Annotated in this window: 12 protein-coding genes and 1 pseudogene; 4 read left to right on the top strand and 9 right to left on the bottom strand. The window is 64.3% G+C overall.

The window, feature by feature from the left end:
• Window positions 1-188 precede the first annotated feature (188 nt).
• The 3 genes and pseudogenes from pheT to pheS form a co-directional block, all read right to left on the bottom strand.
• Entirely contained in the window at window positions 189-2,597 is a 2,409-nt protein-coding gene (gene pheT, locus AC628_RS36585; protein WP_074131527.1) for a phenylalanine--tRNA ligase subunit beta, read from the bottom strand.
• 78 nt (window positions 2,598-2,675) lie between these two features.
• Window positions 2,676-3,029, bottom strand: a pseudogene (locus tag AC628_RS46250) (endonuclease domain-containing protein); the annotation flags it as partial.
• A gap of 191 nt (window positions 3,030-3,220) precedes the next feature.
• Entirely contained in the window at window positions 3,221-4,327 is a 1,107-nt protein-coding gene (pheS, locus tag AC628_RS36575) for a phenylalanine--tRNA ligase subunit alpha (RefSeq protein WP_074131526.1), read from the bottom strand.
• Window positions 4,328-4,521: 194 nt separating this feature from the next.
• Here pheS and AC628_RS36570 point away from each other — a divergent pair, with 194 nt between their 5' ends.
• Entirely contained in the window at window positions 4,522-4,932 is a 411-nt protein-coding gene (locus AC628_RS36570) for a hypothetical protein (RefSeq protein ID WP_074131525.1), read from the top strand.
• Window positions 4,933-4,959: 27 nt separating this feature from the next.
• Here the strand turns inward: AC628_RS36570 and rplT are convergent, their stop codons facing one another.
• The 3 genes from rplT to infC all read right to left on the bottom strand — a co-directional run bounded on the left by rplT (window position 4,960) and on the right by infC (window position 6,561).
• Window positions 4,960-5,319, bottom strand: coding sequence for a 50S ribosomal protein L20 (rplT, locus tag AC628_RS36565; RefSeq protein ID WP_018269297.1), 360 nt, complete (start codon window positions 5,317-5,319; stop codon window positions 4,960-4,962).
• Window positions 5,320-5,394: 75 nt separating this feature from the next.
• A complete protein-coding gene (gene rpmI / locus AC628_RS36560; protein ID WP_008539890.1) occupies window positions 5,395-5,595 on the bottom strand; it encodes a 50S ribosomal protein L35 in 201 nt (66 codons plus the stop codon).
• A gap of 426 nt (window positions 5,596-6,021) precedes the next feature.
• The gene (gene infC / locus AC628_RS36555; RefSeq protein WP_024584293.1) at window positions 6,022-6,561 is read right to left on the bottom strand and encodes a translation initiation factor IF-3; all 540 of its coding nucleotides are present in this window, start codon (window positions 6,559-6,561) and stop codon (window positions 6,022-6,024) included.
• Between the two features lie 227 nt (window positions 6,562-6,788).
• Between infC and AC628_RS36550 the strand changes: the two genes are divergently transcribed.
• Window positions 6,789-7,592, top strand: coding sequence for an alpha/beta hydrolase (locus AC628_RS36550; protein WP_074131524.1), 804 nt, complete (start codon window positions 6,789-6,791; stop codon window positions 7,590-7,592).
• 184 nt (window positions 7,593-7,776) lie between these two features.
• Entirely contained in the window at window positions 7,777-8,247 is a 471-nt protein-coding gene (locus tag AC628_RS36545; protein ID WP_074131523.1) for a nuclear transport factor 2 family protein, read from the top strand.
• Between the two features lie 137 nt (window positions 8,248-8,384).
• Here the strand turns inward: AC628_RS36545 and AC628_RS36540 are convergent, their stop codons facing one another.
• The 3 genes from AC628_RS36540 to AC628_RS36530 all read right to left on the bottom strand — a co-directional run bounded on the left by AC628_RS36540 (window position 8,385) and on the right by AC628_RS36530 (window position 11,189).
• Entirely contained in the window at window positions 8,385-9,182 is a 798-nt protein-coding gene (locus AC628_RS36540; protein ID WP_074131522.1) for an acyl-CoA thioesterase domain-containing protein, read from the bottom strand.
• 175 nt (window positions 9,183-9,357) lie between these two features.
• Window positions 9,358-10,548 (bottom strand): tRNA epoxyqueuosine(34) reductase QueG, encoded by a 1,191-nt coding sequence (gene queG / locus AC628_RS36535; RefSeq protein WP_074131521.1) that lies wholly within the window; start codon window positions 10,546-10,548, stop codon window positions 9,358-9,360.
• A complete protein-coding gene (locus AC628_RS36530) occupies window positions 10,497-11,189 on the bottom strand; it encodes a glutathione S-transferase family protein (RefSeq protein ID WP_021082574.1) in 693 nt (230 codons plus the stop codon). The genes queG and AC628_RS36530 overlap by 52 nt, the downstream gene beginning before the upstream one ends.
• A 262-nt stretch (window positions 11,190-11,451) precedes the next feature.
• On the opposite strand from AC628_RS36530, the gene AC628_RS36525 reads away from it, so the two are divergent.
• On the top strand, window positions 11,452-12,258 hold the full coding sequence (locus tag AC628_RS36525; protein ID WP_074131520.1) for an undecaprenyl-diphosphate phosphatase: 807 nt from the start codon (window positions 11,452-11,454) through the stop codon (window positions 12,256-12,258).
• The last annotated feature ends 208 nt before the right edge of the window (window positions 12,259-12,466 follow it).

The raw sequence follows: 12,466 nt of genomic DNA, 5'->3' as shown, positions 1-12,466 counted from the left end.
CCGAGTGATCTCAGTCCAGGGCATCGTGCTCTCCCTCGAATCTTTGCAAATCCGATGGAATCACACCCCACTCAGGTCACTCACCCCTTTTTCAGTCAGGCTCTCAGGGTGACGGTGACAGGTTCTCCCCCGCATGTGGGAGAGAGAACAGCGTATCGCTCGCGTCGCCATCACGCACGCGGCCCGCATCACGCCCGCAGCGTGCCGCCGGTCTTCTTGGTCACCTCGGCGACGACCTTGGCCGCGACCGCGTCGATTTCCTGGTCGGTCATGGTCTTCTCGCGCGGCTGGATCGTCACCGCGATCGCGATCGACTTCTTGTCGGGATCGATGCCCTTGCCTTCGTAGACGTCGAACACGGTCACGTCAGTGATCAGCTTCTTGTCGACACTCTGCGCCGCGCGGACGATGTCGCCCGCCTTGACGTTGCGGTCGACGATGAAGGCGAAGTCGCGCGACACCGGCTGGAACGCCGAGAGCTCCAGCACCGGCTTGGCGCGCGTCGCGCGCTGCTTGCCTTGCGGGATACGCTCGAGGATCACCTCGAACACGATCATCGGACCGTCCGCGCCGAGCGCCTCGGCGGCGCGCGGATGCAGTTCGCCGAAATAGCCGAGCACATTCTGCGGACCGATCTGGATGGTGCCGGAGCGCCCCGGATGCAGCCACGCCGGGCCGCCCGGCACGATCTGCAGCGCCTGCGTCGGCGCGCCGGCAGCCGCCAGCACCGCGAAGGCGTCGGCCTTGGCATCCATCGCATCGGCCGCAGCCGAGCCGGTCCAGTGCCGTCCGATCCCGTTCGACGAGGCGTAGCCATGGCGCACGCCCGAAGCAGCGACGAGCTGGTCCTCGGGCTTGTCGCCGCGGAACATCTGGCCGACCTCGAACAGCGCGACATCGGGAGTGCCGCGGTTGATGTTGGCCTGAGCGGCCGCGACGAGGCCGGGCAGCAGGCTCGGCCGCATGTCGGAGAGATCGGCCGCGATCGGATTGGCGAGCACGAGCTCGCTCTGGCCGCCGCCGAACAGTTTTGCCGCGTCATTGGTGATGAACGACCAGGTGACGGCTTCCACCATGCCGCGGACGCCGAGCGCGCGCTTGGCGCGGCGGGTGCGCAGCTGCATCGGCGTCAGCACCGGCTTGCGCGGCTCCTCGCCGCGTTCGAACGGCGTCATCGGCACCTTGTCGACGCCGACGATGCGCACGATCTCCTCGACGATGTCGGCCTTGCCCTGCACGTCGGTGCGCCAGGACGGGATCGCGATCTTCACGACGGGGCCGGTGCCGGCCAGCATGAAGCCGAGCCGGGTCAGGATCAGCTTCACCTCGACCAGCGGCACCTCGATGCCGGCAAGGCGCTTGACCTCGGTGAGCGGAAAATCGATGACGCGATCCTCGCCGAACTGCTTGCCGACCACGACGTTCTCGGACGGCGTGCCGCCGCACAGATCCAGCACCAGTCTGGTGGCGAGCTCGAGCCCCGGCACCATGAACGCCGGATCGACGCCGCGCTCGAAGCGATAGCGCGCATCCGAATTGATGCCGAGCTTGCGGCCGGTCTGCGCAATGTTGATCTCGTTCCACAGCGCCGATTCGATCAGCACGTCGGTGGTGTTGTCGTCGCAGCCCGAAGCCTCGCCGCCCATGATGCCGGCAAGCGATTCGACACCGTGCTCATCCGCAATCACGCAGACATTGCTGTCGAGCGTGTAGGTGCGGCCGTCGAGTGCGAGCAGCGTCTCGCCGTCCTTGGCGCGGCGAACCGTGAGGTTGCCCTGCACCTTCTTGGCGTCGAACACGTGCAGCGGGCGCGCGCGGTCGTAGGTCATGAAGTTGGTGATGTCGACCAGCGCATTGATCGGACGCAGGCCGATCGAGGTCAGCCGCTTCTGCAGCCATTCCGGCGACGGGCCGTTCTTCACGCCGCGCACCAGCCGCAGCGCGAAACCCGGGCACAGCGTGGCGTCTTCCACCTTCACCTGGACCGGGCAGGGGAATTCGCCCTTGATCGGCTTGATGCCGGGATCCCTGAACTTGCCCATGTCGGCGGCAGAGAGATCGCGCGCGATGCCGTGCACGCCGGTGCAGTCCTGCCGGTTCGGCGTCAAATTGATCTCGATGGTGGGATCACCGAGCCCGGCCCAATCGGCATAGCCCTTGCCGAGCGGTGCGTCGGCCGGCAGCTCCATGATGCCGTCGTGGTCTTCCGAGATCTGCAGTTCGGCCGCCGAGCACAGCATGCCGCGGCTCTCAACGCCGCGGATGGTGCCGACGCCGAGTGTGATGTCCTTGCCGGGAATGTAGGTGCCGGGCGGCGAGAATACGCTGATCAGTCCCGCACGCGCGTTCGGCGCGCCGCACACCACCTGCACCGGCGCACCGCCGTCGCCGGTGTCCACCATGCAGACGCGGAGCCGGTCGGCATTCGGATGCTGCTCGGCCGAGATCACGCGCGCGATGGTGAACGGCGCAAGCTGCTTCGCCTTGTCCTCGATGTTCTCGACCTCGAGCCCGATCATGGTGAGCTTGTCGGCCAGCTTGTCGAGTGGCTCGTCGGTGTCGAGATGTTCCTTCAGCCAGGAGAGGGTGAACTTCATGACGATGGCTTCTCCAGTCCCCTCTCCCGCTTGCGGGGGAGGGCTAGGGTGGGGGGCTCTCTCCGCGATGGCAGAGGAAATTGTTTTGAGAACGCCTGTGCGATTCGTCAGGACGTCGAGATTGCTGAAGCGAAGGACTTTGAAACCCTGGGCTTCGATGACTGCAGAGCGTCGGGCGTCCGATCGCTCGCCCTCATCAGAAAAGTGCTGACCGCCGTCGAGCTCGATCACGAGCTTTGCCGCGTGGCAGACGAAATCGGCGATGTAGTCGTCGATCGGTACCTGACGGCGAAAGGTTGCGCCAATCAACCGATTGCCGCGCAGCTCAGACCAAAGGATTCGCTCGACGTCGATCGAATTCTTGCGAAGTGCGCGTGCGTTGGAACGGAGTCTCTCGGAGATCTTCCAGTTCGGATGTTCGGGATCGACCATTGGCAGCCCCATTGCGGCGAGACCCCCACCCCAGCCCTCCCCCGCAAGCGGGAGAGGGAGTCCGACCGCTCTCGTCGGGAGGGTCTTCGTGTCCATTCGAAGCCGGTAAGCGTACTCCATCCGTTTCCTCTCCCGCTTGCGGGGGAGGGTCAGGGTGGGGGCTCGCGCCGCGTCGGTAGTCTCAACGAGACTCACGAACTCAATCCCCCGGCGATGGTCGGGATGTCGAGCGGCTTGAAGCCGTAGTGGTTGAGCCAGCGGATGTCGTTCTCGAACAGCTGGCGGAGATCGGCGATGCCGTATTTCAGCATCGTGATGCGGTCGAGGCCCATGCCCCAGGCGAAGCCCTGGTAGACGTCGGGATCGATGCCGCAAGCGCGCAGCACGTTCGGGTGCACCATGCCGCAGCCGAGGATCTCCATCCAGTCCTCGCCTTCGCCGAAGCGGATCTCGCCCTTGTCGCGGCGGCATTGGATGTCGACCTCGAGCGACGGCTCGGTGAACGGGAAGAACGACGGCCGGAAACGCATGTTGATGTGATCGACCTCGAAGAACGCCTTGCAGAACTCGTGGAGGATCCATTTGAGGTGGCCGAGATGTGAACCCTTGTCGATCACGAGGCCTTCGACCTGATGGAATTGCGGCGTATGCGTCGCATCGGAGTCGATGCGATAGGTGCGGCCCGGGCAGATGATGCGGATCGGCGGCTTCTGGCTCAGCATCGTGCGCACCTGCACCGGCGAGGTGTGGGTGCGCAACAGCATGCGCGAGCCGCCTGCCCCGGCCCCCGAGCCGGGGTCCTGCTTCGGATTGAAGAAGAAGGTGTCGTGCATCTCCCGCGCCGGATGGCCTTCGGGGAAGTTCAGCTTGGTGAAGTTGTAATCGTCGGTCTCGATGTCGGGACCTTCGGCGATTGCAAACCCCATGTCGGCGAAGATGGTGTTGACCTCGTCGAACACCTGGCTCAGCGGATGGATGCGGCCGGTCTCCGCCGGCGCATCGCGCAGCGGCAGCGTGACGTCGATGGTCTCGGCGGCGAGGCGCGCATCGAGCGCGGCCGCTTTCAGCACGTCGCGCCTGGCCGCGAGCGCCTGCGTCACCGCATCCTTGGCGAGGTTGATCTTCGCGCCCTCGGTCTTGCGCTCGTCCGGCGACATCTTGCCGAGGGTGGCGAGCAGGGCCGAGATCGAGCCCTTCTTGCCGAGGGCCGAGACGCGCACCGCCTCGAGGGCGGCTTCGTCAGCGGCCGAGGCGATCTGGTCGAGGATGGATTTTTCGAGCGTTGCGAGGTCGGACACGGTCAATTCCTGCGCTGAGCATGATCCGGCGGGAAGAGCCGGCTTCCGAACCATGCGCCAAAATTCGGCTGGGTTGTCGCCGCCCGAAGGCCGTAACGTCAAGCAAAAAGCCGGTCATTTCGGGCTTGTGGCCGGCGCATTGAACCCGATGCGGAGGCCGGGCTACCCAAGGGGAGTTCAAGGAGGCCCACGCGATGTTGCTGCGATCTTGCCTGGCCGTGCCAGCGGTACTGTTGATGCTCGGAACGGCGCAGGCCGCGACCGAGGAATGCCCCGCCAAATCGACCCAGATGGACGACATCATCGCAGAGCTCGAGAAGGCGCCGAGCTGCAACCGCGCCATGAAGATCTTCGAGGCGTGCGAATACGGCGCCAGCGGCGACGTCCAGTTCGGGGAAGTGGTCGAGAAGAAGTGCGAGGCGGACTTCATGTCCGGCCTCGGCGCGTCGCAGAAGAAGGCCTATGCCGGCCAGCTCAACCGCTGTGACCACAAATACGACAACGAAAGCGGCACCATGTACCGCTCGTTCACAGCATTCTGCCGGGCGATCGTCGCCCAGCGCTTTTCGCAGAAGGCGCTGAAAGCCGGCCCCAAAGCTCGCTGACAAGGCCCGCCAGGATCGCCCGCAGGCTTAGGCGGCGAGGGCCGCCTTGGCCTTCTCGGCGATCGCCTGGAACGCCACCGGCTCGTGGATCGCGAGATCCGACAGCACCTTGCGGTCGACCACGACGCCCGACTTGGACAGGCCGTTGATAAACACGCTGTAGGTCATGCCGAACGGACGGACCGCGGCGTTGATGCGCTGGATCCAGAGCGCGCGGAAGGTGCGCTTCTTGCGCTTGCGGTCGCGGAAGGCGTACTGGCCGGCTTTTTCGACCGCCTGCTTGGCGACGCGGATGGTGTTCTTGCGGCGGCCGTAATAGCCCTTGGCGGCCTTGTAGACTTTCTTGTGCTTGGCGTGAGCGGTCACACCGCGTTTGACGCGAGACATGACGGAAATCCTTGAGATCTAGAAGAGACGGGGCGCCGCGGCTGGGAGCGGCAGGGTTCAAGCGAATGAGCGCGATCAGGCGTTCGGCAAGAAGTACTTCTTGACGTTGTCGCCGTCGGTCTTGAACAGCACGCGGGTGCCGCGGAGCTGACGGATCTGCTTCTTCGTCCGCTTGATCATGCCGTGGCGCTTGCCGCGCTGGGCGTGCATGACTTTGCCAGTGGCAGTCACCTTGAAGCGCTTTTTAGCGCCCGACTTGGTCTTCAACTTGGGCATTTAGCTCTCCTGTGGCACAGCACGAAAATCGCCCCGAGAGGCGTCCGGCCGGCTAAAATGCTCGTTAGAGCGTTGAAAGTGCTAAGGTTTTTTCCGAATTGAAAGAACCTGCACTAGACGTCGCCACGGCAGCCCTTGATCAGCCGGGCGGCGAAGGCCCGGCTTATGACAGAGGATCGGTGGTTTTGCAACGTTTGAAGCGGGAAATCGGGTCGGAACCGGGTGCCCGCGCTGGCCCGTAGCCCGGATGAAGCGAAGCGCAATCCGGGGCAGGTCGGGCCGCGGATGCACCGTCCCGGATTTCGCGGAGCCTGTCATCGGGCGCGCATTCGCGCGACCCGTTGGCTCCATCCGGGCTACGAAAAATGAAACAGCCCGTCAGATCGCCTGACGGGCCGTTCCATTCAACAAAGCGACAAATTCGAATTAGCGCGGCGCCAGCACCATCACGACCTGGCGGCCTTCGAACTTCGCGTCCTGCTCGACCTTGGCGAATTCGGCAACGTCAGCCTTCACCTTGTCCAGCAGCTTGGTCCCGATCTCCTGGTGCGCCATTTCACGACCGCGGTAGCGCAAGGTGATCTTGACCTTGTCGCCTTCCTCGAAGAAGCGCTGCATCGCGCGCATCTTCACGTCATAGTCGTGATCGTCGATCATCGGGCGGAGCTTGATCTCCTTGATCTCGACGACCTTCTGCTTCTTGCGGGCTTCGGCGGCCTTTTTCTGCGCGGAATATTTGTACTTGCCGTAGTCCATGATCTTGCAGACCGGCGGACTGACGTTCGGCGAAATCTCGACGAGGTCCATGCCGGCTTCCATGGCCATCTTGATGGCCACCATGGTTTCGACGGTGCCCTTGTTGACACCATCGGCATCGATCAGCTGGATCTGCGCGTTGCGAATCTCATCATTGGTGCGCGGCCCGTCTTTTGCGACTGTGGGCGGGGCTCTATTGGGACGGCGAATGGGTAACTCTCCAAAGTTGTGAAAGGGAAGGCGGATATTTTGAAGCAAGACGCTGCGGCGGGCAAGCGAACTCGCCTTTTACGCGGCAAAACCGTCAATTGCGAGGCATTTTGGCCACGCCCGGCACATATAGCGGGCGCTCCTGCTCCGCAAGGCGTGCCCGCTGCCGTTGACCGCTGCCGCGCGACGATTGAAAAGCAGATGTCTGACACGCGAGTGACCGAACCATGAGCCAAACCGCCGCATCCGGACAGGAACCCGCCTTCATCGAGGTCGGCGAGGGCCGTGAGGCGCGCCGGATCGCGGTGCGCGCCCGTGCCGGGGCCAGTCCTGGCCTGGTCTGGCTCGGCGGCTTCAAGTCCGACATGACCGGCACCAAGGCGATCGCGCTCGATGCGTGGGCCGCCGAGCACGGCCGCGGCTGCGTCAGGTTCGACTATTCCGGCCACGGCGAATCCGGCGGCGAGTTCGCCGACGGCACGATCGGCCGCTGGCTCGAGGAGAGCGTCGCGGTGTTCTCGCAATTCTGCCGCGGGCCGCAGGTCGTGATCGGCTCCTCGATGGGCGGCTGGATGGCGCTGCTGCTCGCGCGCGAGATCGCCAAACGGAACAATGCTGGCGGCGGCGGCCGCGCCTCGCTCGCCGGCCTCGTGCTGATCGCGCCGGCGCCCGACTTCACGGAGGAATTGATGTGGAAGGGCTTCTCGCCCGAGATCCGCGCCGAGATCGAGACCAAGGGCGTGTGGCTGCGTCCGTCCGAATATGGAGACGGCTCGCCCTATCCGATCACCCGCAATCTGATCGAGGAGGGCCGCAACCACCTTCTGCTCGGCAGCAAGATCGACGTCGGCTGCCCGGTGCGCATCCTGCAGGGCGCGCAGGATCCCGACGTGCCGTGGAAGCACGCCTTCGCGCTGGTGCACCGGCTGCCGGCCGAGGATGTGGTGCTGACCATGATCCAGGACGGCGACCACCGCCTGTCACGGCCGCAGGACATCGCGCGGATCATCGCCGCGGTGGCGGAGATCTGACCACGCCGCCGCCCTTCGAGGGCCGCTGAAGAAGCGGCCACCTCCAGCGACAACGCTCGCGTTGCGCGGGGGTGGCGGCTACGGAAAAGGCGTCATCCCTGCGCAAAGGCTTTGCCTTTGTCGCTGGAGGTGCGAGCGCAAGCGAGCCTCGAAGGATGGGCCACATGCACCGGGAGAAGCACCAATGGACACAACGAGCATGCTGCGTGCGTTCTGCGACGCAGTCGAACAGCGCAACGGCAAGGCCTTCGCTGATCTCTTCACCGAGGACGGCGTCTATCACGACGTGTTCTACGGCGCGTTCGAGGGCCACGCCAAAATCGCCGAGATGATCGACGACTGGTTCTACCGGACCGCGACCGATTTCCGCTGGGTGATGCACGATCCCGTCAGCGATGGCAAAACGCTCTACGCGCGCTACACGTTCAGCTACCGCTCGACCCTGCCGGAAGCCAAGGGCGCGCGTGCGATATTCGAGGGCGTCGCGATCATGCGGCTGCGCGACGGCAAGATCACGGAGTACCACGAGGTCGCCAACACCGCGCCGGCCTTCGTCGACCTGAACTTCGCGCCGGAGCGGATTGCCAAGATCGTCGGCAAGCAGGGCATAGCGCTACGGGCGCGGCCGGAGATGCAGCGGCATTTGGCCGATTAATTCGCCGTCATTGCGAGGAGCCAACGGGTCGCGCGAACGCGCGCCCGATGACAGGCTCCGCGACGAAGCAATCCATAGGTTCGCATTCGCGGAAGCATGGATTGCTTCGCTTCGCTCGCAATGACGGCGGTGAGGTCCTACGGCGGCGGCGGGTTGGTCATCGGCTTGCGCTGGGCGAGCGCCGCGACGGTCGAGGTGCCGATCGGGCCGCTCTCGTCATAGAGCCAGCATTCGCCGATCGCGACACCGTCGGTGGCGTGGTGGTTGACGACCTCGAAGCCGATCCAGTTGGTCACCGGCAGACGGTGCAGATAGATCGTGACGTCGCTGTTGATGTAGCCGAGGCCCTGGTCGCCGGCATTGGCGAACGGACTGGCGAAATCCGCGCCGGTCGCGACATGGACGAACGGCGTCATCTTCACGCCGTCGACGAGCTCGCGGACCTCGCTCATCCAGAGCCTGCGCTCGCCGAGCGAGCCCATATGGCCTGTGATCGGCCGCGTCTCCCATTTGCCGTTCATGCCGAGCCGGGGATCAGTCGGCTTCGGAATGTCAGCGGGTGCCGGCACCTGCCAGTTCGACGGCGACCAGACATTGCCGGGCGCATTTTCCGTCCTGCGCAACAGCTGGCAAGAGGCGCGCGCCATGCTGGTGCCGCCGGAGACAAACTCGGCCTCGATCATCTTGATGCGGAGCCCATCGCGCACCAGCTTCGTCGTCACCTCGACCGGCGTCGTGATGTTGGGCAGCCGAAACATGTCGACCGTTAGCCGCGCCGGGACGAAATCGTCGGAGCCGTGGCGCTCCTCGATGACGAAGGCGAGCAGGCCGATCACGACGCGGCCGTGCATCGATTCCGGGCTCCAGGGGCCGTTGGCAACGGATGTCGGCATGAAGCCGTCGCCGTGCCTGGTGAAGAAAGGCTGGTTTGTCATGGCGGGCGACCATGACGGGAACGGCGCGATGAAATCAAGGGCTTCTCTCGTCATTGCGAGGAGCGACAGCGACGAAGCAATCCATCCTTCCGCGTACGCTGCGCGATGGATTGCTTCGCTTCGCTCGCAATGACGGGGATGGAGGCTTCATACATTCCCGGTCTTCGCGACGAAGCTAGACAGCGATAGCTTCCCGCCACTCCTGCTGCACGGTGAGATCAGGCTCGCCGCCGGCGCGTGAGGCCAGCGCCGCGAACTCATCGCGCTTGATCAGCTGCGACAGCGCCCACACCGCCGCGCCGCGCACCAGCGGACTTGTATCGTCGAGCAGGCGCCGCGCCTCGCCGGCGAGCTTTGCATCGCCGGAATTGCCGATCGCGATCAGCACATTGCGGATGAAGCGGTCGCGGCCGATGCGCTTGACCGGCGATTTCGTGAACAGCGCGCGAAACGCCGCGTCGTCGAGCCGTGCGAGATCGGCGAGATCAGGCGCGCGCAACGCATCGCGCGCGGCGAGCTTCTGCTCGCGGCCTTCCTGCGCGAATTTGTTCCACGGGCACACCGCGAGGCAATCGTCGCAGCCATAGATGCGGTTGCCGATGCTTTTACGGAATTCGTGCGGGATCGGGCCCTTGTTCTCGATCGTCAGATACGAGATGCAGCGCCGCGCATCGAGCTTGTAGGGTGCCGGAAACGCCGCGGTCGGGCAGATGTCCTGGCAGGCGCGGCAGCTGCCGCAATGATCCGTGTCGCTCTCATCGCGCGGCAATTCGGTCGCAGAATAGATCGCGCCGAGAAACAGCCACGAGCCGAACTCGCGCGAGACGAGATTGGTGTGCTTGCCCTGCCAGCCGATGCCGGCGGCCTGGGCCAGCGGCTTCTCCATCACGGCCGCGGTGTCGACGAACACCTTCACCTCGTCGCCGGTGATAGTGGCGAGCCAGCGCGCCAGAACCTTCAGCCGCTTCTTGATCACGTCGTGATAGTCGTCGCCCTGCGCGTAGACCGAGATCGCGCCATGCGAGCGGCGCGCAAGCAGCTTCAGCGGATCATCGTCGGGTCCGTAATTGACGCCGAGCATGATGATCGAGCGCACGCCGCGCCACAGCACGCGCGGGTCGGTGCGGCGCTCCGGATTGGCGGCCAGCCAGTCCATGTCGCCATGGCCGCCGGAGCTGAGGAATTCGAGGAAATTTTTTCCGGCCTCGCTGGTCGCGTCGGGACCGGTGAAGCCGATCGCATCGAAGCCGAGTGCGCGCGCCTCGCGCTGCAACGCCGCCTTGAGATCGGACGGGGAGAGCTTGACCGCCGGCTTCAGAAGTCGAGGTCCACATAGGTGCGCGACGCCGGCACCCCCGCCAGCCATTCGCTGAGCAGCGGGCGGAACGACGGGCGGGATTTCACCCGCGCGTACCACGACTTTGCCGCGTCGTCCTCGCTCCATGGCACGTCGCCCAGATAGTCGATCGCCGAGAGATGCGCCGCGGCGGCGAGGTCCGCGTAGGTGAGGCGATCACCGGCGAGATAGTTCCGCGTCTTCGCCAGCCAGCCGATATAGCTCAGATGATAGCGCACATTGACCTTGGCGGCGCGCATGATGTCGGGCGCCGGCGGACCGCCGCCATTGTCCTCGCTCATGAAGCGCTTGTAGATCCGCTCGGTCACCAGCGGGTTGGAGGCTTCCTCGAAGAATTTTTCGTTGAACCACGCCATCAGCCGGCGCACCTCGACGCGCTCGGCCGACGACGTCGGTAACAGCCGCCGCTCGCCGGCATCGAGGCCATGCGTCTCGTCGACATATTCGGCGATGATGGGCGCACCCGGAATCGGCGGAAAGCCTTCGGCGATCAGCACCGGCGTGGTCGCCGCCGGATTGAGCGCGAGGTACGCCTCGCGCCGCTCCCAGACCCGTTCCTCCACCAGGCGCAGATCGAGGCCATACTCGCCGAGCACGAGGCGAATGAAGCGCGAATGCGGACAGAACGGATGGTGATACAGCGTATACATGAAGCCCTTGGTAGTTTCGCGGCGCTTAAGAAACCATCAACCTGTGCGGCCCGGCCGTGCGATTTGCCCGGCCAGTTCCGTTCGTCTCTATGTCGCGTCAGCACGCAAACCGGTAGCCACCCCCGCGGATGGCGCGGGTCACAAAAACGCTATAGCCCAGCAAATCGGCCGGGTAACCCATTGTTTGACGATTCTTTGCGATTGCGGCCTATGTGCGAATAAGCGAGAAGAACCCCGTTTTCCACACAGGGCAGGCCACAACATGATGACGGATATGCTGCGGGCGGTGATTCTCGGCATCGTCGAGGGCGTGACCGAGTTCCTGCCGGTCTCTTCGACGGGGCACCTGCTGCTCGCGGAGCGCTTCTTCAATCTCGGCGAAGGCAATTTCTGGAAGAGCTTCGCGATCCTGATTCAGCTCGGCGCGATCCTCGCGATCCTCGCGCTCTACTTCGTCAAATTGTGGCGCGTGGCGCTCGGCATGTTCTCCAATCCCGACGACCGCCGTTTCGTGATCGGCGTGCTGGTGGCGTTCCTGCCGGCTGTCGTGATCGGCCTGATCGCCGGCAAATACATCAAGGAATTCCTGTTCAATCCGTGGGTGGTCTGCTTCACGCTGATCGTCGGTGGCGCCGTCCTGCTCTGGGTCGATCAGCTCGATCTCAAAGTGTACGAGGACGATGCGACCAGGTTCCCGCTGCTGATGTATTTCTGGATTGGCGTCGCGCAGTGCCTTGCGATGATCCCCGGCGTGTCGCGCTCCGGCGCCAGCATCGTCGCTGCGATGCTGCTCGGCGCCGACAAGCGGTCGGCGGCGGAGTTCTCGTTCTTCCTCGCGATCCCGACCATGGTCGGCGCATTTGCCTATGATTTCTACAAGAACCGCGCCGACTTCACCTCCGACAATCTCAGCGTGATCGCGGTCGGCTTCGTGGTGTCGTTCATCGTCGCGATGGTCGTGGTGAAGACGTTCCTCAACTACGTCACCCGCCACGGCTTCACCTTCTTTGCATGGTGGCGCGTGATTGTCGGCACCCTCGGCCTGATCGCGCTGGCGATGGGAAGGTAAACTCTCTCCGTCGTCCCGGCGAAAGCCGGGACCCATTACCCCGAATGGAAGTTTGACACGACGTTGGGGCCGCAGCCCGCTGCAACAACTAAAGCGCGATGAGATGAGCTTGAATCGTCATCGCGCTTTAGATTCTTGTTTTCGCATGATCTTTTCGGAAAACCGCTTCACACTTTTCCGGATCATGCTCTAGCTGCGGTGGTTATGG

The sequence above is a fragment of the Bradyrhizobium sp. NAS96.2 genome (genome assembly GCF_001908235.1).
Taxonomy (GTDB): Bacteria; Pseudomonadota; Alphaproteobacteria; order Rhizobiales; family Xanthobacteraceae; genus Bradyrhizobium.
This window is presented reverse-complemented; position numbering and strand designations above follow the sequence as displayed.

Excerpts from the sequence above, each read along its gene's own strand:
- pheT (WP_074131527.1), bottom strand. The coding sequence starts at position 2,597 with ATGAAGTTCACCCTCTCCTGGCTGAAGGAACATCTCGACACCGACGAG.
- AC628_RS36570 (WP_074131525.1), top strand. The coding sequence starts at position 4,522 with ATGTTGCTGCGATCTTGCCTGGCCGTGCCAGCGGTACTGTTGATGCTC.
- rplT (WP_018269297.1), bottom strand. The coding sequence starts at position 5,319 with ATGTCTCGCGTCAAACGCGGTGTGACCGCTCACGCCAAGCACAAGAAA.
- rpmI (WP_008539890.1), bottom strand. The coding sequence starts at position 5,595 with ATGCCCAAGTTGAAGACCAAGTCGGGCGCTAAAAAGCGCTTCAAGGTG.
- AC628_RS36550 (WP_074131524.1), top strand. The coding sequence starts at position 6,789 with ATGAGCCAAACCGCCGCATCCGGACAGGAACCCGCCTTCATCGAGGTC.
- AC628_RS36545 (WP_074131523.1), top strand. The coding sequence starts at position 7,777 with ATGGACACAACGAGCATGCTGCGTGCGTTCTGCGACGCAGTCGAACAG.
- AC628_RS36540 (WP_074131522.1), bottom strand. The coding sequence starts at position 9,182 with ATGACAAACCAGCCTTTCTTCACCAGGCACGGCGACGGCTTCATGCCG.
- queG (WP_074131521.1), bottom strand. The coding sequence starts at position 10,548 with ATGGCTGGCGGGGGTGCCGGCGTCGCGCACCTATGTGGACCTCGACTT.
- AC628_RS36530 (WP_021082574.1), bottom strand. The coding sequence starts at position 11,189 with ATGTATACGCTGTATCACCATCCGTTCTGTCCGCATTCGCGCTTCATT.
- AC628_RS36525 (WP_074131520.1), top strand. The coding sequence starts at position 11,452 with ATGATGACGGATATGCTGCGGGCGGTGATTCTCGGCATCGTCGAGGGC.